This is a genomic window from Silvania confinis (assembly GCF_025564085.1).
Taxonomy (GTDB): domain Bacteria; phylum Pseudomonadota; class Gammaproteobacteria; order Enterobacterales; family Enterobacteriaceae; genus Enterobacter; species Enterobacter confinis.
The window spans coordinates 93,511-119,342 of sequence record NZ_JAMGZJ010000068.1; the positions used below are offsets into that span (position 1 = coordinate 93,511).

Sequence of the window (25,832 nt, forward strand, 5' to 3'; positions counted from 1 at the left end):
ACAAAAGGTAAATAAAACTAAACGAATTCGCTGAAAGCCGCGTACACCCGGTAAACTATTCAGACAATTGATGTCTTGACGCAGCAGGCGTGTCTTCGCAGAATCCCTGCTTTGTTACCTGACCGGAAGAGTTATGCAGGCATTGCTGGAACATTTCATTACCCAGTCCGTTACCTATTCGCTCTTCGCGATTGGGTTAGTGGCTTTTCTCGAATCTCTGGCACTGGTCGGACTCATTTTACCCGGTACGGTAATGATGGCCGGGCTAGGGGCGCTGATCGGCAGCGGCGAGGTTAACTTCTGGCAGGCGTGGCTGGCGGGTATCGTCGGCTGTCTGCTGGGCGACTGGATCTCATTCTGGCTGGGCTGGCGCTTTAAAAAGCCGCTGCACCGCTGGTCGTTCATGAAGAAGAATAAAGCCCTGCTCGATAAGACCGAACACGCCCTGCACCAGCACAGCATGTTTACCATTCTGGTGGGCCGCTTTGTCGGCCCGACGCGCCCCCTGGTGCCGATGGTGGCGGGGATGCTCGATCTGCCGGTGTCGAAGTTTATTGTGCCGAACCTGATTGGCTGCCTGTTCTGGCCACCGATCTACTTCCTGCCGGGCATTCTGGCCGGTGCGGCGATCGATATTCCTGCCGGGATGCAGAGCGGCGGCTTCAAATGGCTGCTGCTGGCAAGTGCGCTGCTGCTGTGGCTGGCGGCGTGGCTCTGCTGGCGACTGTGGCGCAGCGGTAAAGCAAGCGCCGACCGACTGAGCGTTTATCTGCCGCGTGGGCGTCTGCTGTGGGTGGCACCTGTCATGCTGGGTGTGGCCGTGATGGCGGTGGTGGCGCTGATTCGCCACCCGCTGATGCCGGTATACGGTGAGATCCTGCTGAAAGTGGTGAGCCGCTGATCGGGTTTAGACGATACCTAACAGCCGCGACGCGCTAACCTTGCCTTGCACCAACGCCTGGGTATCGCCATCCCAGGCGATCCGCCCATCGGCCACGACCACGGCGCGGGGGGCGATCCTTGCCGCATCCTCCACGCTGTGCGACACCATCAGCATTGTCAGCTGCTGACGCTCGCAGACCTCTTTTACCAGCAGCAGCATTTCCTGGCGTAAAGCGGGATCGAGCGCTGAAAAGGGCTCATCCAGCAGCAAAATGGGCTGTTCTCGCACCAGACAGCGCGCCAGAGCGGCACGCTGACGCTGTCCGCCGGAAAGCTCGCCCGGCAGGCGTTCCAGCAGATCGTTGATCCCCATTTGTGCCGCAATATTGTTCAGCTTCAGCTGCTGGTCGGCGTTCAGCCGCAGCCCCGGATGCATCCCAAGGCCAATATTCTGGCGCACCGTCAGATGGGTAAAGAGGTTGTTTTCCTGAAACAGCATTGACACCGGACGCTGAGAAGGCGGCGTCTGGGTGTGGTCTTGCTCGGCAATAGTGATGCTGCCGCTGGCCGGTTGCAGAAAACCGGCGACCAGATTCAGGAGCGTACTTTTCCCCGCCCCGCTGGGGCCGAGCACCGCGATCAATTCCCCCTGACGAACAGAGAGCGTGAAACGCATCGGCAGGTGCTGATAAAGCCAGGTTACATCAGTCAGTTTTAACATCACGTCCCGGAAGTTTTTCGATAACGGTAAATAGCGCAAAGCACAGTAGCAGCAGCAGCAGCGCCGTGACGGCGCCATCCTGGCTACGATACGAGCCAATCTGCTGATACAGCCAGAACGGCAAGGTACGGAAGTCGTCATTGCCAAACAGCGCCACGACCCCGAAGTCGCCGATCGACAGCACGCAGGCAAACGCCAGCGCCTGGGCCAGCGGGCGTTTCAGGGCGCGCAGCTCAACCGTGGTGAGGCGCTGCCAGCCGTGCATCCCCAGCGAGGCGCAAAGCTGCGTGTAGCGGGCGCTAAGGTCGCGCATGGGGTTTTCCAGCACCTTCAGCGCATAGGGGATCGCCATCAGCGCGTTGGTGAAAATTACGATACCGTCCGCTGATTCAGGCAGGCCGATGGTGCTATTGAACAGCAGGAAGAATCCGCTCGCCAGCACAATGCCGGGCATCGCCAGAATCAACATACCGCTGAGATCCAACGCCTGTCCGGCAATGATTGCCTGCCGGGCATACAGCTCGCGGCTGGTCCACAGCAGCATCATGGTCAACACCACGCAGAGCAAACCCGCCCCCAGCGCAATGCGCAGCGAGGTGCCGAGCGCCTGCCACAGCACCGGCTGTTGCAGCACCGACAGCAAATTGAGGTTCAGCCCGTCGATCACCACCGCCAGCAGCGGCGGCAGCAGCAGCAGCAGCGCCAGCGTGATAAGCAGGCCATCGGTCAGGCGACTCTGCAGGCTGTCCTGCGGATCCCGCCAGCCGGTAAGCTGGCTGCTGCCCACCGCAATGGCTTTACCCAGCCGCTGGCTTAGCACCACCAGCCCCAGGCAGCAGAACATCTGCACCATCGCCAGCAGCGCGGCGCGGCCGGGGTCGTAGTCGTAGCTCAGGGCCTGATAGATGGCGAGCTCGATGGTAGTGGCCTGCGGGCCACCGCCCAGGGACAGCACCGTGGCGAAGCTGGCGAAGCACAGCATGAAAATTAACGCCGCCACCGGAGGGATTTGTCGGCGCAGCCAGGGCCACTCGACGAAGCGGAAAAACGACCAGCCGCGCATGCCGAGCTGGGCGGCGAGCTGACGCTGTTCACCGGGGATATTCTCCAGCGCCTGCAGCAGCAGCCGCGTGGCCATCGGCATATTGAAAAAGACGTGCGCCAGCAAAATACCCTGCAGGCCGTAGGGCGAGAAGGTCCACTCCAGCCCGAGCATCTGGCACAGGGCGGCAAGCCATCCCTGGCGGCCATAGACGCTGAGAATACCAAACACCGCCACCAGCACCGGCAGGATCAAGGTCATGGCGCACAGGCGCAGCAGCGCCTGCCTGCCAGGGAAGCGGCGCCGGTAAAGTGCGCGGGCGAGGAAGATGGCGGGCACGACGGAGAGCAGTGCGGACAAAAACGCCTGCCAGAACGAGAAGCGGATCACGTGCCACAGATAGCTGTCGTGCCACAGCGCCGCCACGTCGATGGCGGGCGCATTAAGCCACAGGGCCAGAAACGCCCCCAGCGCGACGGTCACCATCAGCGTGGCGGCCGTCAGCCCCGGCAGCAGCCAGCCTGCGATTAGCGGCTGACGGCGCGTTGCCATTCACTGACCCAGGCGGCACGTTTTTCCGCGACTTCGTGCGGGGTAAATTCCAGCGTGGTTTTCGGTTTCACCAGCGTGTCAAAACCGGCCGGTAACGTAACGTTGGTAACCGGATACATCCAGTTGCCCTCAGGAATGGCATTCTGGAACGGCGGTGAGACCATAAATTTCAGGAACTTTTCGGCCAGCTCCGGCTGTTTGCTGGCAGAAGTGCGGGCAGCAACTTCCACCTGCAGGTAGTGGCCTTCGGCAAAATCAGCGGCCGCGTAGTTGTCTTTTTTCTCGGCAATTATGTGGTAAGCCGGCGAGGTGGTGTAGCTCAGCACCAGGTCGCTTTCCCCTTTCAGGAACAGACCGTAGGCTTCGCTCCAGCCTTTGGTGACGGTGACCGTTTTGGCGGCCAGCTTCTGCCAGGCTTCCGGCGTTTTATCGCCGTACACTTTCTGCATCCACAGCAGCAGGCCGAGACCCGGGGTACTGGTGCGGGGATCTTCGTAGATCACGCGCCATTTCTGGTCACTTTCAACCAGCTCTTTCAGGCTTTTTGGCGGGTTTTTCAGCTTATTTTTGTCATAGACGAAAGCGAAGTAGCCGTAATCGAAAGGCACAAAGGTGTCGTTTTTCCAGCCGCCGGGGACGTTTAGCGCATTCGTTGCGACGCCGCTTTTCGCAAACAGTCCGGTTTGTGTGGCGGCTTCGAGCAGGTTGTTATCCAGACCCAGCACCACGTCGGCTTTGCTGTTTTTGCCTTCCATGCGCAGACGATTGAGCAGCGAGACGCCATCTTCCAGCGCCACGAATTTCAGTTCACAGCCGCAGTCGGCTTCAAAGGCTTTTTTCACTGCCGGGCCTGGGCCCCAGTCGGCGGCGAAGGAGTCGTAGGTATAGACCGTCAGGACAGGACTGGCAACAGCAGGCAGCGCCACCAGCGCCAGCAGGGGAAGAACAGTTTTGAACACTTTGCACCTCTTGAATTGAGAGTGGCAAAGGATTTTGAGCGACAGCCTCAAATCCCTTCGCCGGCGTTATCCGGATCAGGTTCGACGGGTATTTTCTCAGCACACGCTCGCGCGCAGCACCCCGATGAGAACGACAGCATTGTAATGATTTGGTGAATATTACGAAAGGATTATGGTTCAGGCGGCGCAAACCATGCCGACTTGAAATCAAACCAGCCCAGCGTATTCATGCGTAAACCGCGCATGCTGCGTTGCCCCTGAATCATCAGCCAGTGATGGATCAGCGGAACCATCGCCTGCTGCGCCAGCAACTGCTGACACCAGACCGCAAGGTTCATCTCGCCTGCGCGCCATGCGGCGGCATCCTGCTGCCAGTCGCGGGGAATACAGTGCTGCAGCAGCGGCACTTCATACAGGTGCGAGAACAGCGAAAAATCGAGCGGCAGGGTGAAGTTAACGCTGTTGAGCCAGATGTCGCTCAGCGCATCGCCGCGATGCCATTCGTCATAGCTCACTTCCTGAATATTGAGCGTCACCTGCTCGGCGGCCAGCAGTTCGCTCATCAATCTGGCGATCGTCCGATGTTCCACATGCTCCCGGTAGAAGGTCAGGGTGATGCTCTCCAGCCCGGCGGGTTTTTCAACGCGCCCCGGACGGGCATGGTGCCAGCGGGGAAGCAAGCCATACGCCGGGAACCAGTAGGACTGGTAAAGCTCCTCGGCCTGATAAATGAGGTTAGCAGGGGAGAGGATCCGGCTTATCCACTGGCGCACATCGGTGCTGGCACCACGCTGGGAGCGGGCATCGAACAGCAGGTAGTAACAACCCTCCTCAAGACGGCTCTCCACCGCTTTTTCACCTTCGGTTGGCCCCTCCAGCGTCAGACCGACGCTCAGCTCTTCGTTTATATCCGGCAGAACCCAGACGTTCACTTCGTCGATCAGTGCCCGGTAGCCAAAGTAGTCATCGAAGGCGCGGATCTTGAGCTGATTGTTGTTGTTACGCGAGACCGCATAAGGACCGGTTCCGATCGGCTGGCTGGAAAAGTTGTGCATCGATTCCCATTCGCGCGGCAGGATCATCGACGGCACATACCCCAGCAGCCACGGTAGCCAGCGGTCAGGTTCCGACAGCTGAATATCCAGCGTCCAGGCGGTAGGAGACTGGATCCGCGTGATATGCGAATAGAGCGGAAGTTCGCGGGCGCGCTGCAGCGAGGCAATGACGTCTGCCATCTCCAGCTCGCGACCATGGTGGAAGTGAATACCTGGGCGCAGGAAAAAGCGCCAGTGCAGCGGTGAAATTTGCTGCCAGTGATGGGCGATATCGGCTTCCAGTTCCCCGTTTTCCTCATTTATCCGCGTCAGCCCGCTAAAAATCTGCCGGGCCATGTGGGTTTCGGATCGGCGTAATGCGCTGCCCGGTAAAAGATTTTTCATTGGGCGGTAATAGAGTACGCGCAGGATGTGCTTCCCCTGACGAAAACTGCGGCCCAGATGCGAAACCAGCATCTGGCGCACGGCGGCTTTATCCCCTACCAACTGCACCAGTTGCTCGATGCGATCCTGCTCCAACAGGTCTTCCGCCCGCTGTTGCTGAAGCGCCAGCCCGGTATAGAGAAAGGACAGGCGGGATCGTTTTCCGCGTCCGGCTTCGGCTTCCCAGCTCAGCCAGCCCTGCTGCTGCATGGTGTTGAGCAGGGTGCGCATGTGGCGCCGCGAACAGCTGAGCAGCTCGGCGAGTTCGCTGAGCGTGGTGTCCCGGGTTTGGCCATCACAGCATTGCCACAGGCGGATGAATTGTTGTTGCAGACGACCAGACGGCATAAAAGAGGAACTCCTGACAAATAATCAGCAATTTATTAATCCCTATATTAGGCCAATAATGCACTTCGATGAAGCGAGGAGGTGAAGATGAAGAGGTCTACCGCACGTCAGTTTTACCGAAAGTACTTCTCAGCGACAAAAGGAGTGTCCTGGCTGGCCCGCCTGTGCGCAGAACAGCAGCTGAAAATACTGGACGATCTGATGCAGTGGGAGGTGACAACGTCGACCTCGGAACGCTGAATTGCTTCAATCATGTGTGACTGAGTATTGGTGCGAATCACCACGCCAGCAGGTATCATCTGCTGGCTTTTTTTCGTTTTCACTTGCGCTGAAGGGAACTGATCATGCTCTGGATAATGACGATGGGGCGCCGCCTCAACGGTGTCTACGCTGCCTTTCTGATGGTGGCATTTATGATGGGCGTGGCCGGTGCGCTGCAGGCGCCTACCTTAAGTCTATTCCTGAGCCGTGAGGTGGGGGCCCAGCCATTCTGGGTAGGACTGTTTTATACCGTCAACGCCATCGCCGGGATCCTCGTGAGTTTGTGGCTGGCGAAGCGATCCGACAGTCAGGGCGATCGACGCAAACTGATCCTGTTTTGCTGTGTCATGGCCATCGGTAATGCGCTGCTGTTTGCTTTTAACCGTCATTATCTGACGTTACTCACCTGCGGCGTGTTTCTGGCGTCGCTGGCCAATACCGCCATGCCTCAGCTGTTTGCGCTGGCGCGCGAATACGCTGACAGCTCCGCGCGTGAAGTGGTGATGTTCAGCTCGGTGATGCGTGCGCAGCTCTCCCTGGCGTGGGTGATCGGCCCGCCGCTGGCCTTTATGCTGGCGCTTAACTACGGTTTTACCGTCATGTTCTCGATTGCGGCCGGAATTTTTGCCATTAGCCTGGGATTAATCGCCTTTGCGCTACCGACCGTTTCCCGGGTTGAATCAGCGACCGCGACGCCTTTGACGCAGGTCAGTGGCTGGCAGAACAAGAATGTGCGGATGCTGTTCATCGCCTCCACGTTGATGTGGACCTGCAATACCATGTACATCATCGATATGCCTCTGTGGATCAGCAGCGATCTGGGCCTGCCGGATAAGCTGGCCGGGATCTTAATGGGAACGGCTGCCGGGCTGGAAATACCGGCGATGATCCTCGCGGGCTACTACGTAAAACGCTTTGGCAAACGGCGGATGATGCTGATTGCGGTGACGGCTGGGGTGCTGTTTTATGTGGGGTTGATTCTGTTTCACAGCAACGAGGCCTTGCTTGCCTTGCAGCTATTTAACGCCATTTTTATTGGCATCGTCGCCGGGATTGGCATGCTGTGGTTCCAGGATCTAATGCCAGGGCGGGCCGGTTCGGCCACCACGCTGTTTACTAACAGCATCTCAACCGGGGTGATTCTGGCGGGGATGATTCAGGGTGCGCTGGCGCAAAGTTATGGCCACTACGCGGTCTACTGGGCGATTGCGGCCATTTCAGTGGTGACACTGGCGCTGACTTTCCGCATCAAGGATGTGTGATTTTCTGGACGATGGCTTTTTTAAAACGGCCCGCAGCGCGGGCCATTTCATTACGCCATAAAAGCAGGCTGTTTGTTCTCGTAAGCGGCAATCGCCTCTTCATGCTGCAGGGTCAGACCGATGCTGTCGAGGCCGTTGATCATGCAGTGGCGGCGGAAGGCATCGAGGCTAAAGCCATAGGTTTTATCCCCGGCTTTCACTTCCTGCGCTTCCAGGTCCACTTCAAATGTAATCCCTGGGTTGCTTTTCACCAGCGCAAACAGCTCGTCGACCTGTTCGTCGCTTAACGTCACCGGCAGCAGCTGGTTGTTGAAGCTATTACCGTAAAAGATATCGGCAAAGCTTGGCGCAATCACCACTTTGAAGCCGTAATCGGTCAGCGCCCACGGCGCGTGCTCGCGTGATGAGCCACAGCCGAAGTTTTCCCGCGCCAGCAGGATCGATGCGCCTTTAAACTCCGGGAAGTTCAGTACGAACTCCGGGTTCGGCACTTCGCCTTTCTCGTCCAGAAAACGCCAGTCGTTAAACAGATGCGCGCCAAAACCGGTGCGGGTCACTTTCTGCAAAAATTGCTTCGGGATAATGGCGTCGGTATCGACGTTGGCCGCGTCCAGTGGGACAACCAGGCCAGTATGCTGGATAAATTTCTCTGCCATGATGGTCTCCTTACTTCAGGTTGCGAATATCGGCAAAATGGCCGGTCACTGCGGCTGCCGCGGCCATTGCCGGGCTGACCAGATGCGTGCGTCCGCCGCGCCCCTGACGACCTTCAAAGTTACGGTTGCTGGTGGATGCGCAGCGCTCGCCCGGATTCAGGCGATCGTTGTTCATCGCCAGACACATGGAGCAGCCTGGCAGACGCCATTCAAAGCCCGCTTCGATGAAAATTTTATCCAGACCTTCTTCTTCGGCCTGGGCTTTCACCGGGCCGGAGCCGGGAACGACCAACGCCTGCACGCCTGGGGCGACTTTACGGCCTTTCGCGACCTCGGCCGCTGCGCGCAAATCTTCGATCCGCGAGTTGGTACAGGAGCCGATAAAGACTTTATCAATCGCCACATCGGTCAACGGCACGCCCGGTTTCAGCCCCATGTAGGCCAACGCTTTTTCGGCACTGGCGCGCTCAACCGGATCGGCAAATGAGGCCGGATCGGGGATCGCGTCGGTGACCGAAATCACCTGACCTGGGTTAGTCCCCCAGGTCACCTGTGGCGCTATGGCTTCAGCCTGCAGGGTCACAACGGTGTCGAACTGCGCGCCGTCGTCGGTTTTCAGGGTTGACCAGTAGGCGACAGCGTCGTCGTAATGTTGGCCTTTCGGCGCGTGCAGACGGCCTTTGACATACTCAAACGTGATGTCGTCCGGGGCAACCAGACCGGCTTTCGCCCCCATCTCAATGGCCATGTTGCAGAGGGTCATGCGACCTTCCATGCTCAACGCCTGAATAGCGCTGCCGCAGAATTCGACCACGTGCCCGGTGCCGCCTGCGCTACCGGTTTTCCCGATGATGGCCAGCACAATGTCTTTGGCGGTGATGCCCGGTGCGGCCTGACCGGTGACTTCAATTTTCATGGTTCTGGCGCGGCCCTGCTTCAGGGTCTGGGTCGCCAGTACATGTTCCACTTCAGAGGTGCCGATACCGAACGCCAGTGCGCCAAACGCGCCGTGGGTGGCGGTATGGGAGTCGCCGCAGACGATGGTCATCCCCGGCAGGGTGATACCCTGTTCCGGCCCCATCACGTGGACAATCCCCTGATACGGGTGATTCAGGTCGTACAGCTCAACGCCAAATTCGTTGCAGTTTTTGATCAGTTCCTGCATCTGAATGCGCGCCATTTCACCGGAGGCATTGATGTCTTTGGTCTGCGTCGAGACGTTATGGTCCATCGTCGCAAAGGTCTTACCTGGCTGACGCACTGGACGATGATGCGCGCGCAGGCCATCAAATGCCTGCGGTGAGGTCACTTCGTGCACCAGATGACGGTCGATATAGAGTAATGGGGTTTCGTTTTGCGCTTCATAAACCACATGAGCGTCAAACAACTTTTCGTACAACGTCTTCGCCATGATTACACCCCTTCAGCGACATAGCGGGCAATGATATCGCCCATTTCATCGGTACTGACTGCAGACGCACCACGGGCTAAATCACCGGTGCGGATGCCTTCTTCCAGCGCACGGTTGATGGCGTTTTCAATCGCCGTCGCCGCCTCGTTGGCATCCAGGCTGTAGCGCAGCAGCAGCGCCAGAGAGAGGATCTGCGCAATCGGGTTTGCAATGTTCTTGCCTGCGATATCCGGTGCCGAGCCACCTGCCGGTTCGTACAGGCCAAAACCTTCTTCGTTCAGACTGGCGGATGGCAGCATTCCCATCGAACCGGTGATCATGGCGCATTCGTCAGAGAGGATGTCGCCAAACAGGTTGGAGCACAGCAGCACGTCGAACTGAGACGGATCTTTGATCAACTGCATGGTGGCATTGTCGATATACATATGAGCCAGCTTAACGTCCGGGTATTCCTGGGCGATTTCATTAACGATTTCACGCCACAGAATCGAGGACTGCAGTACGTTGGCTTTATCAATCGAGTGGACTTTGTGACCGCGCTTGCGGGCCGATTCGAACGCGATTCGGGCGATGCGTTCAATTTCAAAGCGGTGATACACCTCAGTATCAAAGGCTTTTTCGTGCTGACCGCTGCCTTCACGGCCTTTCGGCTGGCCAAAATAGATACCGCCGGTTAACTCACGCACGCACAGAATGTCGAAACCGTTGGCTGCGATATCGGCGCGCAGTGGGCAAAACTCTTCCAGACCCGGATACAGTTTGGCCGGACGCAGGTTGCTGAACAGCTTAAAATGCTTACGCAACGGCAGCAGCGCTCCGCGCTCTGGTTGCTCTGCGGGCGGCAGGTGTTCCCATTTCGGGCCCCCGACGGAACCGAACAGCACCGCATCCGCATTCTCACAGCCGGTCACTGTCGCCTGCGGTAATGGCATACCGTGGTTATCGATCGCGACACCGCCCACATCGTAGTGGCTGGTGGTAATTTTCATCGCAAAACGGGTACGGATAGCTTCCAGAACCTTCAGCGCCTGTGCCATAACCTCGGGGCCAATTCCGTCGCCCGGTAACACAGCAATATGGTAATTCTTCGACATTACACGGTTTCCTTATTGTTCTCTTTATTCTGAGCTTTGCGTTGTAACTCTTTTTCAACTTCTGCGGCGCGCCAGATGTTATTCAGGACGTGAACCATCGCTTTTGCAGAAGACTCGACGATATCGGTCGCCAGACCCACGCCGTGGAAGCGGCGGCCGTTATAGTTCACTACGATGTCAACCTGACCCAGCGCGTCTTTACCCTGGCCTTTCGCCGTCAGGTCATATTTGACCAGCTCAACGTCGTAGTCGGTGATACGGTTGATTGCCTGGTAAATCGCATCGACCGGACCGTTGCCATTCGCCGCTTCAGCTTTTGTTTCTTCACCGCAGGCCAGCTTGACCGAGGCGGTAGCAATATCGCTGGAACCGGACTGCACGCTGAAGTAGTCCAGACGGAAATGCTCTGGCTCTTCTTGCTGCTTGTTAATGAACGCCAGCGCTTCCAGGTCGTAATCGAAGACCTGACCTTTCTTATCGGCCAGCTTCAGGAAAGCGTCGTACAGGTGATCCATGTTGTAGTCGGACTCTTTATAACCCATCTCTTCCATGCGATGTTTCACCGCTGCGCGGCCAGAACGGGAGGTCAGGTTTAACTGGACCTGGTTCAAACCGATGGATTCCGGGGTCATGATTTCGTAGTTTTCGCGGTTCTTCAGCACGCCATCCTGGTGGATACCGGAGGAGTGGGCGAAGGCACCGGTGCCAACAATCGCTTTGTTCGCCGGGACCGGCATGTTGCAAATCTGGCTGACGGTCTGGCTGGTACGCCAGATTTCATGGTGATTGATGCGGGTTTGCACATTCATAATGTCTTTGCGCACCTTGATCGCCATGATCACTTCTTCCAGCGAACAGTTGCCCGCGCGCTCGCCAATTCCGTTCATGGCCCCTTCAACCTGACGCGCACCGGCGTGGACGGCGGCAATGGCGTTACCGACAGCCAGGCCCAAATCGTCGTGGGTATGCACGGAGATAATTGCTTTATCGATATTCGGCACGCGCTCATACAGCCCGGTAATGATGTTGGAGAATTCGAACGGCATGGTATAGCCGACGGTATCCGGGATGTTGATGGTAGTGGCGCCGGCGCGGATGGCGGCTTCAACCACGCGAGCCAGGTCTTCGATCGGCGTGCGGCCTGCATCTTCACAGGAGAACTCTACATCGTCGGTATAGTTACGAGCGTGTTTCACCATGTGAATAGAGCGCGCGATAACCTCATCCAGCGTGCTGCGCAGCTTGGTCGCGATATGCATGGGAGAGGTTGCAATAAAGGTATGTATACGGAAGGCTTCGGCCACTTTTAAGGACTCTGCCGCGACATCAATATCGTGCTCGACGCAGCGCGCCAGCGCACACACCCGGCTGTTTTTAATGGTGCGGGCAATGGTCTGAACGGATTCAAAATCACCAGGAGAAGAGACCGGGAAGCCCACTTCCATTACGTCTACACCCATACGTTCGAGGGCCAGCGCAATATGCAATTTTTCTTTAACGCTCAGGCTCGCCTGCAATGCCTGTTCGCCGTCACGTAAGGTGGTATCGAAAATAATGACTTGCTGGCTCATGGGTAGGTCCTTGTCTGTATTTGGGCGCCTTGCTACGAGCATAAAAAAACCCGCGCAGTGGCGCGGGTTTTTTGTGTTAACCAGAGGTCAATTCAACGCTGAATTTCGCCCGCCGGTCTACCGCGCACAGTGGATGCGTTTAGTAGTAGTAGACCGGTGAAACGAATGCTGCGAATCATGAATCAAGCCCCAGATGAATACGATATGCCTTTAGTGGTACTGGATACGCTGGTTGATGTCAACCCTTTGCCGAGGAAATCGGCCTTCTGGCGTCATTTCCTGCTGCGATGGAATTAGCTTATTGTGCTGGTTTTTTAGCGTCAGACGGTTTTATTTGTCTAAAATTGGACTGGATTTTAATTAAAGGAATTATTTGAATATACTTCATTGCAATTGCATATATTTTTGAAATAATTTTATCGTGATTAAAATTCTATTATTATCATGGTGTTATTGTGTTTGTGACTGCGGAATACGTTGGCGGGTGAGTTAAGTGATAATGAGATGTTAAGCATTTAAGGTATGTAATGGTTGATATTTAATTAGGGCTTAAATATTCCTTAACTAAGTGGCGTATTGTTTATTTGTAGGATCTATGGTTTCATTTAAAATATAAACTATTTGATATGTTTTCGCTCTCCCTGAACATATTTTCTCGTCTTATACGTATCCCTGTCAGTGTTGGCAGGTATTAATATATTCCTAATTTGTAACATTTCTCTTTTGCTGATCTTATATGCGTGATAAATCATATTTTTTAGAGTTATTGTTACACACGAGAACAGGGAGTTTAGCGTGACAGTGGAGCAGGGTATGTTTGAACAAAAAACTGATAAACCGCAAGTGATTGACGGAACAAAACCACAGCTTCGTACTGTGGATCTCAATCTTTTAACCGTATTCGATGCCGTGATGCAGGAACAAAATATCACCCGAGCAGCTCACTCACTGGGGATGTCGCAGCCCGCCGTCAGCAACGCCGTAGCCAGGCTTAAGGTCATGTTTAATGACGAATTATTCGTTCGCTATGGCCGTGGTATTCAACCTACAGCACGGGCGTTTCAACTGTTCGCATCGGTACGCCAGGCGCTGCAACTGGTACAGAACGAATTACCAGGATCGGGGTTTGACCCTTCCGTCAGCGAGCGCATTTATCATTTGTGCGTTTGCAGCCCGCTTGATAACTATTTGACCTCGCTTATCTATAATAAAGTCGAGCAGATCGCACCCAATATTCATCTGGTCTTCAAATCATCGCTCAATCAAAATACTGAGCACCAGTTGCGATATCAGGAAACAGAATTTGTGATTGGCTATGAAGAATTTCGCCGTCCTGAGTTTTCCTGCGTGCCATTATTTAAAGATGAAATGGTTCTGGTGACCAGCAAAACACATCCGCGTCTGAATGGAACATTGCTGGAAAGCGATATTTATCGCGAGCAACATGCAGTTGTTGCTCTTGACCGCTACGCGTCCTTTAGCCAGCCCTGGTACGATACACCCGATAAGCAGGCCTGCGTTGCCTACCAGGGTATGGCGATGACCAGCGTCTTAAATATTGTTTCGCAAACTCAATTGGTTGCTATCGCGCCGCGCTGGCTGGTTGAAGAATTTGCTGAATCGCTGAATTTGAGGATCCAGACACTCCCTTTGAGCCTAAACTTGCGTACCTGTTACCTTTCCTGGCATGAAGCCGCCGGGCGCGATAAAGGACATCAGTGGATGGAAGAGCTTTTAGTGAGTGTCTGTAAGCACTAAAGGTATCCAGGATAAATAACACTATACCTGTTATTTATCCTGGGTTTTTGTTTGATACTGATATTTTATTCTGTGATGATTTTTTCCCTGCCCGTTCCCTCGCCGTAAAAATGCATGAATTACTGAACCTCCTCGTTTTTAAATGATGAATGGGCAGTCCGCTTCGTTATCGTAGTGGATTTATCCATAACTATTTTTAATACCGCCTGTTTCTGCTTTCTTCTTTATACGTCAACGTAGGTTTGCTAATTGCCTGCCTTCCGGCGAGCGGTTATGGTAACTGTCACTCTGCACAATAAAAAAACGCCAGAGCGTCACTCTGGCAAAAAAGACCAACAGGGCCGTTACGCCTGTTGGTCTGAAACGATAAGCCTGGAGGCTAATCATGGAGATGTTGTCTGGCGCCGAAATGGTCGTCCGATCGTTAATTGATCAAGGCGTGAAGCAAGTGTTCGGTTACCCTGGGGGCGCTGTCCTCGATATCTACGATGCCCTTCATACCGTCGGTGGGATCGATCACGTGCTGGTGCGCCATGAGCAGGCTGCTGTGCATATGGCTGACGGGCTGGCACGCGCAACGGGTGAAGTTGGCGTAGTGCTGGTGACCTCCGGTCCCGGGGCGACTAACGCCATTACGGGTATCGCGACGGCCTATATGGATTCGATTCCTCTGGTGGTGCTCTCCGGTCAGGTTGCCACCTCGCTGATTGGCTACGATGCCTTTCAGGAGTGTGACATGGTCGGCATTTCGCGCCCGGTGGTGAAACACAGCTTCCTCGTCAAGCAGACGGAAGATATTCCGGGCGTGCTGAAAAAAGCCTTCTGGCTGGCGGCGAGCGGGCGTCCTGGCCCGGTGGTGGTCGATCTTCCAAAAGACATTCTCAACCCGGCAAACAAAATGCCTTACGTCTGGCCGGAGTCGGTCAGCATGCGTTCTTATAATCCAACAACTCAGGGACACAAAGGCCAGATTAAACGGGCGTTGCAAACGCTGGTTGCCGCTAAAAAACCGGTGGTGTACGTCGGCGGCGGGGCCGTGAACTCACAGTGCGGATCGCAGCTGCGTGAGCTTATCGAAAAGCTGAACCTCCCGGTGGCATCGTCACTGATGGGGCTCGGGGCTTTCCCGGCATCCCACCGTCAGGCGCTCGGTATGCTCGGGATGCACGGCACCTACGAAGCCAACATGACGATGCATAATTCCGATGTCATTTTTGCCGTGGGGGTGCGCTTTGACGATCGCACCACCAATAATCTGGCAAAATACTGTCCGAATGCCACAGTGCTGCACATCGATATTGATCCGACGTCTATTTCCAAAACCGTTCCGGCGGATGTGCCGATTGTTGGCGACGCGCGTCAGGTGCTGGAACAGATGCTTGAGCTACTGGCTCAGGAAAGCTCTGTTCAGCCGCTGGATGATAATCGTGACTGGTGGCTGCAGATTGAGCAGTGGCGCGCGCGTCAGTGCCTGAAATATGACACGCAAAGTGCGAGTATCAAGCCGCAGGCGGTCATCGAAACCATCTGGCGTCTGACCAATGGTGAGGCCTATGTGACCTCTGATGTAGGTCAACACCAGATGTTTGCCGCGCTCTATTATCCGTTTGATAAACCACGCCGCTGGATCAATTCCGGTGGTCTGGGCACCATGGGATTCGGTCTGCCCGCTGCGCTGGGTGTCAAACTGGCGCTGCCGGACGAAACGGTGGTCTGTGTAACAGGCGATGGCAGCATTCAGATGAACATTCAGGAGCTGTCGACTGCGTTGCAGTATGACCTCCCCGTGCTGGTGCTGAACCTGAACAACGGCTACCTCGGGATGGTGAAGCAGTGGCAGGACATGATCTATTCCGGGCGTCATTCACAATCGTATATGAAATCGCTGCCGGACTTTGTTCGTCTGGCAGAAGCTTATGGCCACGTGGGGATTCGCATCAGCGATCCGGCGGAGCTGGAAGCGAAGCTCAATGAAGCCCTGGAACACGTCAGGAACAACCGTCTGGTGTTTGTCGATGTCGTTGTCGATGGCACCGAACATGTGTATCCGATGCACATTCGCGGTGGCGGTATGGATGAAATGTGGTTAAGCAAAACGGAGAGGACCTGATATGCGCCGGATACTGTCTGTATTACTGGAAAACGAGTCCGGTGCGCTGTCGCGCGTGATTGGGCTTTTTGCACAGCGCGGCTACAACATCGAAAGTCTGACGGTTGCCCCGACCGACGACCCGACCCTCTCCCGCATGACCATCCAGACGGTGGGCGATGCAAAGGTGCTGGAGCAGATTGAAAAGCAACTGCACAAGCTGGTTGATGTCTTGCGTGTCAGTGAGCTGGGTCAGGGGGCTTACGTTGAACGTGAAGTTATGCTGGTCAAAATTCAGGCGACCGGCTACGGGCGCGAAGAGGTGAAACGCAACGCGGATATTTTCCGTGGGCAGATCATCGATGTGACCCCCTCTATCTATACCGTCCAGCTCGCCGGGACCAGCGATAAGCTGGATGCTTTTCTCGCCTCGGTGAGAGATGTCGCAAAAATCGTTGAAGTGGCGCGCTCCGGCGTCGTGGGGCTTTCCCGCGGTGATAAAGTGATGCGTTAAGGCCAAAAAAGTTCGCCTCAATCTTGCCCGGCGACTCTTGCCGGGCTTTTTTTTGTGTACAGGCGCATTTGTGCTGACAAAAGCGGTTGCTGCCCGGACTATTCTGCGCTTAGATGTTACAAGATTTAGCCATAACCCTGGCAAGGTCATGGACTCTTTTATTTCTTTTAAGGGGCAATTGTGAAACTGGATGAAATCGCCAGACTCGCTGGCGTGTCGCGAACCACGGCAAGCTATGTGATTAACGGTAAAGCGAAGCAGTATCGTGTCAGCGATAAGACCGTTGAGAAAGTCATGGCCGTGGTGCGTGAACATAACTACCATCCGAATGCCGTGGCGGCAGGTTTACGCGCCGGGCGCACCCGATCGATCGGTCTGGTGATCCCGGATCTCGAAAACACCAGCTATACGCGGATTGCAAACTATCTTGAGCGTCAGGCACGTCAGCGTGGCTATCAACTGCTGATCGCCTGTTCCGAAGATCAGCCCGACAATGAAATGCGCTGCATTGAGCACCTGCTCCAGCGCCAGGTGGATGCGATCATTGTTTCCACTGCGCTTCCTCCTGAGCATCCGTTTTATCAACGCTGGGCGAATGATTCGTTTCCGATCGTCGCGCTCGATCGCGCATTAGATCGTGAGCACTTCACCAGTGTCGTTGGGGCCGATCAGGACGATGCCGAGATGCTGGCAGCCGAACTGCGCACCTTCCCGGCGGAAAATGTACTGTACCTCGGTGCGCTGCCCGAGCTTTCGGTGAGCTTTTTACGTGAGCAAGGATTCCGCACAGCCTGGAAAGACGATCCGCGCACAGTGGATTACCTGTATGCCAACAGCTACGAGCGCGAAGCGGCGGCGCAGCTGTTCGAGAAATGGCTGGAAACCCATCCGATGCCGCAGGCGCTGTTCACGACCTCATTTGCGCTGCTGCAGGGGGTAATGGACGTCACCCTACGTCGTGATGGCAAGCTGCCGTCAGACCTGGCAATTGCCACGTTCGGTGATAATGAGCTGCTCGATTTCCTGCAATGCCCGGTTCTGGCGGTAGCGCAGCGCCATCGCGATGTGGCTGAGCGTGTGCTGGAGATTGTGCTGGCAAGCCTGGATGAACCGCGTAAGCCGAAACCAGGACTGACGCGTATCCGGCGTAATCTCTATCGTCGCGGTGTGTTAAGTCGTACTTAAGTGCAGCAGGGCAGTGAAAACTGCCCTGAATTCCCTAGGCGTGTCCGCTTAATAATTCCCTTATTGTTTTTAAGATAATTCCTTAAAACTCATTGCTTGTTCGTCTTTTTATTTTCGTTCGTCATTTAAAAGTTTCTTTCACACTTATTAATTGTCATTAAGCGTCTATTTTGTATTATTTTGTTACATCCATTCCTGCCGATGCTGAAATATCAGCCATTTTTACCTTCTCAGCCTACCCACCGACACGACCCCGACAGATGCTTCGCGCCAGCAGTGAATCTGAGGCTGTCATCCCCCGGCAATATGGCTTAAAATGCCGCCCGCGTCGCAAACTGACACTTTATATTTCCTTGCGATGATATGAGCTATGTTTTAACGCTGTTATGTATATTCGAGTTTTTTCTTACAAATATTCATCACGTTAATTTGTCGCGCCGGTTGTGCAGTAATTAGCCAGGTCAGGATCGGTCCGTAAATCAGATGCATTTAGACTGATGTCGCGGAAGTCCTGGCTTGACAAGCTTTTCCATCGCTCCGTAAACTCCTTCAAGTGGGAATTTGTGGGTTAAAGTGGTGAGGAGGGGTGAGACTGGCATGTTTCGTGGCGCTACGTTAGTCAATCTCGACAGCAAAGGACGTATATCGGTACCAACCCGATACCGTGACCAGCTGAACGAGAGCGCTTCAGGTCAAATGGTCTGCACCATTGACATCAACCACGCCTGCCTGCTGCTTTACCCCTTGCCGGAATGGGAAATCATTGAGCAAAAGCTGTCTCGACTGTCGAGCATGAACCCGCAGGAACGCCGTGTACAGCGGCTGTTATTGGGACATGCCAGTGAATGTCAGATGGACAGTGCAGGGCGTTTATTGATTGCGCCTGTGCTGCGGCAACATGCCGGTCTGACGAAAGAAGTGATGCTGGTCGGACAGTTCAATAAGTTTGAACTGTGGGATGAAACGGCCTGGTATCAACGGGTCAAGGAAGATATCGACGCTGAACACTCTGATTCCGCGACAATGTCGGAACGATTGCAGGATTTGTCTCTATAAAATGATGGAAAATTATAAACATACAACGGTGTTGCTCGATGAGGCCGTTAACGGACTGAATATTCGTCCTGATGGCATCTATATTGACGGCACGTTTGGCCGTGGCGGCCACTCGCGCTTGATCCTGTCCCAGCTGGGCGCAGAAGGGCGCTTGATCGCTATCGATCGCGATCCGCAGGCGATTGAAGTGGCCAAAACTATTGACGATCCGCGCTTTTCCATTGTGCATGGTCCATTTTCTGCGTTGGCAGACTATGTCGACGAGCGCGGGTTAACGGGCAAGATTGACGGCATTCTGCTCGATCTCGGCGTGTCTTCCCCGCAGCTTGACGATGCTGAACGCGGTTTCTCCTTTATGCGTGACGGTCCGCTGGATATGCGTATGGATCCGACTCGCGGTCAGTCTGCTGCTGAATGGCTGCAAACCGCAGAAGAAGCGGATATCGCCTGGGTGATCAAAACCTTTGGCGAAGAGCGGTTTGGCAAGCGGATCGCCCGTGCCATTGTTGATCGCAACCGCATCGAACCGATGACGCGTACCAAAGAGCTGGCGACCGTCATTGCGGCGGCCATGCCGGTAAAAGACAAGTTTAAACATCCCGCGACCCGCACCTTCCAGGCGGTGCGCATCTGGGTGAACAGCGAGCTGGAAGAGATTGAACAGGCGTTAAAAAACTCGCTGGGCGTGCTGGCGCCGGGTGGGCGTTTGTCCATTATCAGCTTCCACTCTCTGGAAGACAGGATCGTCAAACGCTTTATGCGTGAGCAAAGCCGCGGCCCGCAGGTTCCGGCCGGACTGCCGATGACGGAAGAACAGCTCAGGAAGCTGGGCGGCCGTCAGCTGCGGGTGCTGGGCAAATTAATGCCGGGTGAGGAAGAAGTGGCAGAAAACACGCGCGCCCGAAGCTCAGTGTTGCGCATCGCAGAAAGGACTGACGCATGATCGGCATCGTGGCAGAAACTCTCAGCAAAGTGAAAGGAACCCTGGCGAGCAATGAGCGCCATGCCTTGCCCGGTGTTATCTGGGAAGATCTTTTACGTTGCGGGAAGCTGCCACTGTGCCTGTTTATCTGCATCATCGTGTCTGCGGTGACGGTTGTTACCACCGCGCACCATACCCGTTTGTTAACGGCGCAGCGCGAACAGCTGGTGCTGGAGCGTGATGCGCTGGATATCGAGTGGCGAAATCTGATTCTTGAAGAAAATGCGCTCGGCGATCATAGCCGGGTAGAACGGATCGCAACGGAAAAGCTGCAAATGCAGCATGTTGATCCCTCTCAGGAAAATATCGTAGTACAAAAATAAGGGAAAACGCGACGCATGAAACCCGCGGCGAAGGCGCTAAAACCAAAACGTCAGGAAGAACAGGCCAGCTTTATCAGCTGGCGTTTTGCGTTGCTGTGCGGCTGCATTTTACTGGCGCTGACGTTCCTGCTGGGTCGGGTGGCATGGTTGCAGATCATCGCGCCCGACATGCTGGTTCGCCAGGGCGATATGCGTTCCCTGCGCGTGCAAGAAGTCTCCACCTCACGCGGTCTGATCACTGATCGCTCGGGCCGCCCGCTGGCGGTCAGCGTGCCGGTGAAAGCGATCTGGGCGGATCCCAAAGAGCTGCACGACGCGGGCGGGATCACTCTCGATAACCGCTGGAAAGCGTTGTCTGACGCGTTAAAAATGCCGCTCGATCAGTTGGCAACGCGCGTGAATGCGAACCCGAAAGGGCGCTTTATCTATCTGGCGCGTCAGGTAAACCCTGATATGGCTGATTATATCAAAAAGCTGAAGCTGCCCGGGATTCATCTGCGTGAAGAGTCGCGTCGTTACTACCCATCGGGGGAAGTGACTGCCCACCTGATCGGCTTCACCAACGTCGACAGCCAGGGGATTGAAGGCGTTGAGAAGAGTTTCGACAAATGGCTCACCGGCCAGCCGGGCGAGCGCGTGGTGCGTAAAGATCGCTATGGCCGTGTAATCGAAGATATCTCCTCGACGGACAGTCAGGCGGCGCACAACCTGGCGCTGAGTATCGACGAACGTTTACAGGCGCTGGTTTATCGCGAACTGAACAACGCCGTTGCCTTTAACAAGGCCGAGTCAGGCAGCGCCGTGCTGGTGGATGTGAGCACCGGTGAAGTGCTGGCAATGGCGAGCAGCCCGTCTTATAACCCCAATAATTTTGCCGGAACTGCCAAAGACGCGATGCGTAACCGCTCGATCACCGACGTCTTCGAGCCGGGCTCGACGGTCAAACCGATGGTGGTGATGTCCGCCCTGCAGCGCGGCATCGTCAATGAAAACACGGTGTTGAATACGGCCCCTTACCGAATTAACGGCCACGAAATCAAAGACGTGGCACGCTACAGCGAATTGACCCTCACCGGGGTCCTGCAGAAGTCGAGTAACGTTGGTGTTTCTAAGCTGGCGTTAGCGATGCCGTCCTCAGCGTTAGTAGATACCTACTCACGTTTTGGGCTTGGAAAGGCGACCAATTTGGGGTTGGTCGGAGAACGCAGTGGCTTATATCCTCAAAAAAAACGGTGGTCTGACATAGAGAGGGCCACCTTCTCTTTCGGCTACGGGCTAATGGTAACGCCGTTACAGCTAGCGCGAGTCTATGCAACGATTGGCAGTTATGGCGTCTATCGCCCGCTGTCGATCACCAAAGTTGATCCCCCGGTTCCCGGTGAGCGTATTTTCCCGGAATCGATCGTGCGTACCGTTGTTCACATGATGGAAAGCGTGGCACTGCCCGGAGGCGGTGGCGTGAAGGCGGCGATCAAAGGCTATCGCATCGCGATTAAAACCGGTACCGCGAAGAAAGTCGGACCGGATGGCCGCTACATCAACAAATATATTGCGTACACCGCGGGCGTTGCGCCTGCGAGTAATCCACGATTTGCGCTGGTGGTCGTCATAAACGATCCACAGGCGGGTAAATATTACGGCGGCGCCGTTTCCGCGCCGGTCTTCGGTGCCATTATGGGCGGCGTTCTGCGCACCATGAACATCGAGCCGGATGCGCTGGCAACGGGCGAGAAAAGTGAATTTGTAACTAATCAAGGCGAGGGAACAGGTGGCAGATCGTAATTTGCGCGACCTTCTTGCTCCGTGGGTATCAGGTTTACCTGCGCGAGAACTGCGGGAGATGGTACTCGACAGCCGTTTGGCTGCATCGGGCGATCTTTTTGTGGCCGTGGTGGGTCATCAGGCGGACGGGCGTCGGTATATCCCGCAGGCGATTGCGCAAGGTGTAGCTGCCATTATTGCTGAGGCAAAAGATGAGGCCGCCGACGGTGAAATTCGTGAAATGCACGGTGTGCCGGTCATCTATCTCAGCCAGTTAACTGAACGCCTCTCCGCGCTGGCTGGGCGTTTTTACCATGAGCCATCCGACAGGCTGCGTCTGATCGGCATCACCGGCACTAACGGTAAGACCACCACCACACAGCTGGTGGCGCAATGGAGCCAGCTGCTGGGTGAAACCAGCGCGGTGATGGGCACGGTCGGTAACGGTCTGCTGGGCAAAGTCAGCCCAACGGAAAACACCACCGGCTCTGCCGTCGATGTACAGCATGTGCTGGCCGGTCTGACAGGGCATGGGGCGACCTTTGCCGCGATGGAAGTGTCATCCCACGGGCTGGTACAGCACCGCGTGGCGGCGCTGAAGTTTGCCGCCTCCGTGTTCACTAACCTGAGTCGGGACCATCTCGACTACCACGGTGATATGGAAAACTACGAAGCGGCGAAATGGCTGCTTTATTCCACGCATCAATGCGGGCAGGCGATTATCAATGCTGATGACGAAGTTGGCCGCCGCTGGCTGGCTAAGCTGCCGGATGCGGTTGCCGTCTCGATGGCAGATCACATTAACCCGAACTGTCACGGCCGCTGGTTAAAAGCTACCGACGTGGCCTACCACGACAGCGGCGCGACGATCCGCTTTGCCTCTTCGTGGGGCGAGGGCGAAATCGAAAGCCGCCTGATGGGCGCGTTTAACGTGAGTAACCTGCTGCTGGCCCTGGCAACCCTGCTGGCGCTGGATTACCCGCTGGCAGAACTTCTCAACACCGCCACGCAACTGCAGCCAGTATGCGGGCGAATGGAAGTGTTCAGCGCGCCGGGCAAGCCGACGGTGGTGGTCGATTACGCCCATACACCAGATGCGCTGGAAAAAGCGCTCGAAGCCGCCCGTCTGCACTGTGCCGGCACGCTGTGGTGCGTCTTTGGCTGCGGCGGCGATCGCGATAAAGGCAAACGTCCGCTGATGGGTGCGATTGCTGAACAGTTCGCTGATATTGCCGTTGTCACTGATGACAATCCGCGTACCGAAGAACCTCGCGCCATTATCAACGACATTCTGGCCGGGATGCTGGATGCAGGGCGTGCTCGCGTGGTGGAAGGCCGTGCCGAAGCGGTCACCAATACCATCATGCAGGCAACTGAAAACGACGTCGTGCTGCTGGCCGGTAAGGGCCATGAAGATTATCAGGTCGTCGGCACCCACCGTCTGGATTACTCCGACCGTATCACCGCGGCACGTCTGCTGGGAGTGGTGGCATGATTAGCGTAATGCTCAGTCAACTCGCTACCATCCTGCAGGCCGACGTCAGCGGCGGTGAGCTTACGATCGACGCCGTGACCAGTGACACGCGTAAAATTACCCCCGGCTGCCTGTTTGTGGCGCTGAAGGGTGAGCGTTTCGACGCACATGATTTTGCTGAACAGGCGAAAGCCGCAGGTGCCGGTGCGCTGCTGGTCAGCCGCAAGCTGGATATCGACCTGCCACAAGCGGTGGTGAAAGATACCCGCCTGGCGTTTGGTGAACTGGCGGCATGGGTTCGCCAGCAGGTGCCGACACGCATTGTGGCGCTGACTGGTTCCTCCGGTAAAACCTCCGTCAAGGAGATGACCGCCGCGATCCTGAGCCAGTGTGGCAATACGCTCTACACGGCAGGCAATCTAAACAACGATATCGGCGTGCCGATGACGCTGCTGCGCCTGACCCCAGAGCATGAATTTGCGGTCATTGAGCTCGGTGCCAACCATCAGGGCGAAATAGCCTGGACCGTCGACCTGACGCGCCCGGAAGCCGCACTGGTGAATAACCTGGCTGCCGCACATCTCGAAGGTTTCGGCTCGCTGGAAGGCGTAGCGAAAGCGAAAGGCGAAATTTATACCGGCCTGCCGCTGAACGGCATTGCCATTATGAATGCCGATAACAACGACTGGCTGAACTGGAAAAGTGTTATCGGGGATCGTAAAACCTGGCGCTTCTCACCGAATGCCGCCAACAGCGATTTTACCGCCACCAATATCCATGTGACCTCCCACGGGACTGAATTCACACTGCAGACCCCAACGGGCGATATCGATGTGCTGCTGTCGCTGCCGGGTCGTCACAATATCGCCAATGCCCTCGCGGCAAGCGCGCTGGCTATGGCGGTCGGTGCACCGCTGTCGGCGATTAAAACCGGGCTGGCAAACCTGACGGCTGTTGCTGGACGTCTGTTCCCCATTCAACTGGCAGAAAACAAGCTGCTGCTGGATGACTCCTACAACGCTAACGTTGGCTCGATGACGGCGGCGGTGCAGGTGCTGTCTGAGATGCCGGGTTATCGGGTGTTGGTGGTCGGGGATATGGCCGAACTGGGCGATGAAAGCGAAGCCTGTCACCGCCAGGTGGGTGACGCCGCGAAAGCGTCCGGTATCGACAGTGTTTTAAGCGCAGGTCAGCTCAGTAAAATTATCAGCCAGGCCAGCGGTGTGGGTGAGCATTTCGCCGATAAAACGATGCTAATCGCCCGGCTGAAAGCGCTGGTAGAAGAACAACAAATTGTGACTGTTTTAGTGAAAGGTTCACGCAGTGCTGCCATGGAAGAAGTTGTGCACGCATTACAGGAGAATGGAACATGTTAGTTTGGCTGGCCGAACATTTGGTCAAATATTATTCCGGCTTTAACGTCTTTTCCTATCTGACGTTTCGCGCCATCGTCAGCCTGCTGACTGCGCTGTTCATCTCGCTGTGGATGGGCCCGCGCATGATTGCCCGTCTGCAAAAACTCTCTTTCGGCCAGGTTGTGCGTAACGACGGTCCGGAATCACACTTCAGCAAACGCGGTACGCCGACCATGGGCGGCATTATGATCCTCACCGCGATTGTGGTGTCGGTGCTGCTGTGGGCCTATCCATCGAACCCCTACGTCTGGTGCGTACTGGTGGTCCTGATCGGGTACGGCATTATCGGTTTCGTTGATGACTATCGCAAAGTGGTGCGCAAAGACACCAAGGGGCTGATCGCACGCTGGAAGTATTTCTGGATGTCGGTGATTGCGCTGGGCGTGGCGTTCGCGCTGTATCTGGCGGGCAAAGACACCCCGGCCACCGAGCTGGTGGTGCCTTTCTTTAAAGACGTCATGCCGCAGTTGGGCCTGTTCTACGTCCTGTTGGCCTACTTCGTCATTGTCGGGACCGGTAACGCGGTGAACCTGACTGATGGTCTGGACGGTCTGGCCATCATGCCAACGGTCTTCGTCGCTGCAGGCTTTGCGCTGGTGGCGTGGGCAAGCGGTAACATGAATTTCGCCAGCTATCTGCACATCCCGTACCTGCGTCATGCCGGTGAACTGGTGATCGTCTGTACGGCGATCGTCGGTGCAGGGTTAGGCTTCCTGTGGTTTAACACCTATCCGGCTCAGGTCTTTATGGGCGACGTCGGTTCGCTTGCTCTGGGCGGCGCGCTCGGCATTATCGCTGTGCTGCTGCGTCAGGAGTTCCTGCTGGTGATCATGGGCGGCGTGTTCGTGGTCGAAACCCTGTCGGTGATTTTGCAGGTCGGCTCCTTCAAGCTGCGCGGACAGCGCATCTTCCGGATGGCACCAATCCATCACCACTATGAACTGAAAGGCTGGCCGGAACCGCGCGTCATCGTGCGCTTCTGGATTATTTCGCTGATGCTGGTGCTGATTGGCCTGGCAACGCTGAAGGTACGTTAAT

At 55.7% G+C, this 25,832-nt stretch carries 23 protein-coding genes and 1 riboswitch; of the genes, 14 read left to right on the plus strand and 9 right to left on the minus strand.

Features of this window, described 5'->3' with window-relative positions:
• The first annotated feature begins 133 nt into the window (after positions 1-133).
• Positions 134-901 (plus strand): DedA family protein, encoded by a 768-nt coding sequence (locus M8013_RS04830; protein ID WP_271266676.1) that lies wholly within the window; start codon positions 134-136, stop codon positions 899-901.
• A 6-nt stretch (positions 902-907) separates the two neighbouring features.
• Here the strand turns inward: M8013_RS04830 and thiQ are convergent, their stop codons facing one another.
• The 4 genes from thiQ to sgrR form a co-directional block, all read right to left on the minus strand.
• On the minus strand, positions 908-1,603 hold the full coding sequence (thiQ, locus tag M8013_RS04835; protein WP_271266677.1) for a thiamine ABC transporter ATP-binding protein ThiQ: 696 nt from the start codon (positions 1,601-1,603) through the stop codon (positions 908-910).
• Positions 1,587-3,197 (minus strand): thiamine/thiamine pyrophosphate ABC transporter permease ThiP, encoded by a 1,611-nt coding sequence (gene thiP, locus M8013_RS04840; RefSeq protein ID WP_271266678.1) that lies wholly within the window; start codon positions 3,195-3,197, stop codon positions 1,587-1,589. The genes thiQ and thiP overlap by 17 nt, the downstream gene beginning before the upstream one ends.
• On the minus strand, positions 3,173-4,156 hold the full coding sequence (gene thiB / locus M8013_RS04845; RefSeq protein ID WP_271266679.1) for a thiamine ABC transporter substrate binding subunit: 984 nt from the start codon (positions 4,154-4,156) through the stop codon (positions 3,173-3,175). Before thiB ends, thiP begins: the two co-directional genes overlap by 25 nt.
• A 34-nt stretch (positions 4,157-4,190) precedes the next feature.
• Positions 4,191-4,290, minus strand: a riboswitch (TPP riboswitch).
• Between the two features lie 36 nt (positions 4,291-4,326).
• On the minus strand, positions 4,327-5,982 hold the full coding sequence (gene sgrR / locus M8013_RS04850; protein WP_271266680.1) for an HTH-type transcriptional regulator SgrR: 1,656 nt from the start codon (positions 5,980-5,982) through the stop codon (positions 4,327-4,329).
• A gap of 87 nt (positions 5,983-6,069) precedes the next feature.
• On the opposite strand from sgrR, the gene sgrT reads away from it, so the two are divergent.
• Together sgrT and M8013_RS04860 are read left to right on the plus strand one after the other, a co-directional pair.
• Positions 6,070-6,222, plus strand: a complete 153-nt coding sequence (sgrT, locus tag M8013_RS04855) for a glucose uptake inhibitor SgrT (protein ID WP_271266681.1) — start codon at positions 6,070-6,072, stop codon at positions 6,220-6,222.
• Between the two features lie 104 nt (positions 6,223-6,326).
• Positions 6,327-7,505 (plus strand): sugar efflux transporter, encoded by a 1,179-nt coding sequence (locus M8013_RS04860; protein WP_271266682.1) that lies wholly within the window; start codon positions 6,327-6,329, stop codon positions 7,503-7,505.
• Between the two features lie 50 nt (positions 7,506-7,555).
• On the opposite strand, the gene leuD is transcribed toward M8013_RS04860, so the two are convergent.
• The 5 genes from leuD to leuL all read right to left on the minus strand — a co-directional run bounded on the left by leuD (position 7,556) and on the right by leuL (position 12,416).
• Positions 7,556-8,161 (minus strand): 3-isopropylmalate dehydratase small subunit, encoded by a 606-nt coding sequence (leuD, locus tag M8013_RS04865; protein ID WP_271266683.1) that lies wholly within the window; start codon positions 8,159-8,161, stop codon positions 7,556-7,558.
• A 10-nt stretch (positions 8,162-8,171) separates the two neighbouring features.
• On the minus strand, positions 8,172-9,572 hold the full coding sequence (gene leuC, locus M8013_RS04870; protein WP_271266684.1) for a 3-isopropylmalate dehydratase large subunit: 1,401 nt from the start codon (positions 9,570-9,572) through the stop codon (positions 8,172-8,174).
• Between the two features lie 2 nt (positions 9,573-9,574).
• Positions 9,575-10,666, minus strand: coding sequence for a 3-isopropylmalate dehydrogenase (gene leuB / locus M8013_RS04875; RefSeq protein ID WP_271266685.1), 1,092 nt, complete (start codon positions 10,664-10,666; stop codon positions 9,575-9,577).
• A complete protein-coding gene (gene leuA / locus M8013_RS04880; protein ID WP_271266686.1) occupies positions 10,666-12,237 on the minus strand; it encodes a 2-isopropylmalate synthase in 1,572 nt (523 codons plus the stop codon). Before leuA ends, leuB begins: the two co-directional genes overlap by 1 nt.
• 92 nt (positions 12,238-12,329) lie before the next feature.
• The gene (leuL, locus tag M8013_RS23600) at positions 12,330-12,416 is read right to left on the minus strand and encodes a leu operon leader peptide (protein WP_418939522.1); all 87 of its coding nucleotides are present in this window, start codon (positions 12,414-12,416) and stop codon (positions 12,330-12,332) included.
• 634 nt (positions 12,417-13,050) lie between these two features.
• Between leuL and leuO the strand changes: the two genes are divergently transcribed.
• The 11 genes from leuO to mraY all read left to right on the plus strand — a co-directional run bounded on the left by leuO (position 13,051) and on the right by mraY (position 25,831).
• Positions 13,051-13,995: a transcriptional regulator LeuO gene (leuO, locus tag M8013_RS04885; RefSeq protein WP_271266687.1), complete on the plus strand. Its 945-nt coding sequence runs from the start codon at positions 13,051-13,053 to the stop codon at positions 13,993-13,995.
• 385 nt (positions 13,996-14,380) lie between these two features.
• Entirely contained in the window at positions 14,381-16,105 is a 1,725-nt protein-coding gene (gene ilvI / locus M8013_RS04890; protein WP_271266688.1) for an acetolactate synthase 3 large subunit, read from the plus strand.
• A 1-nt stretch (position 16,106) separates the two neighbouring features.
• On the plus strand, positions 16,107-16,598 hold the full coding sequence (gene ilvN / locus M8013_RS04895) for an acetolactate synthase small subunit (protein ID WP_271266689.1): 492 nt from the start codon (positions 16,107-16,109) through the stop codon (positions 16,596-16,598).
• Between the two features lie 180 nt (positions 16,599-16,778).
• Positions 16,779-17,783 carry a catabolite repressor/activator gene (cra, locus tag M8013_RS04900; RefSeq protein ID WP_271266690.1) on the plus strand — a complete coding sequence of 335 codons (1,005 nt, stop codon included), beginning with the start codon at positions 16,779-16,781 and terminating at the stop codon, positions 17,781-17,783.
• Positions 17,784-18,380: 597 nt separating this feature from the next.
• Positions 18,381-18,839: a division/cell wall cluster transcriptional repressor MraZ gene (gene mraZ / locus M8013_RS04905; RefSeq protein ID WP_271266691.1), complete on the plus strand. Its 459-nt coding sequence runs from the start codon at positions 18,381-18,383 to the stop codon at positions 18,837-18,839.
• Between the two features lies 1 nt (position 18,840).
• On the plus strand, positions 18,841-19,782 hold the full coding sequence (gene rsmH / locus M8013_RS04910) for a 16S rRNA (cytosine(1402)-N(4))-methyltransferase RsmH (RefSeq protein WP_271266692.1): 942 nt from the start codon (positions 18,841-18,843) through the stop codon (positions 19,780-19,782).
• Positions 19,779-20,144 (plus strand): cell division protein FtsL, encoded by a 366-nt coding sequence (ftsL, locus tag M8013_RS04915; RefSeq protein ID WP_271266693.1) that lies wholly within the window; start codon positions 19,779-19,781, stop codon positions 20,142-20,144. Before rsmH ends, ftsL begins: the two co-directional genes overlap by 4 nt.
• A 15-nt stretch (positions 20,145-20,159) precedes the next feature.
• On the plus strand, positions 20,160-21,926 hold the full coding sequence (locus tag M8013_RS04920; RefSeq protein WP_271266694.1) for a peptidoglycan glycosyltransferase FtsI: 1,767 nt from the start codon (positions 20,160-20,162) through the stop codon (positions 21,924-21,926).
• Positions 21,913-23,400, plus strand: coding sequence for a UDP-N-acetylmuramoyl-L-alanyl-D-glutamate--2,6-diaminopimelate ligase (gene murE / locus M8013_RS04925; RefSeq protein WP_271266695.1), 1,488 nt, complete (start codon positions 21,913-21,915; stop codon positions 23,398-23,400). The genes M8013_RS04920 and murE overlap by 14 nt, the downstream gene beginning before the upstream one ends.
• Positions 23,397-24,755 (plus strand): UDP-N-acetylmuramoyl-tripeptide--D-alanyl-D-alanine ligase, encoded by a 1,359-nt coding sequence (gene murF / locus M8013_RS04930; RefSeq protein ID WP_271266696.1) that lies wholly within the window; start codon positions 23,397-23,399, stop codon positions 24,753-24,755. The genes murE and murF overlap by 4 nt, the downstream gene beginning before the upstream one ends.
• Positions 24,749-25,831, plus strand: a complete 1,083-nt coding sequence (gene mraY / locus M8013_RS04935) for a phospho-N-acetylmuramoyl-pentapeptide-transferase (RefSeq protein ID WP_271266697.1) — start codon at positions 24,749-24,751, stop codon at positions 25,829-25,831. Before murF ends, mraY begins: the two co-directional genes overlap by 7 nt.
• Position 25,832: the final 1 nt, after the last annotated feature.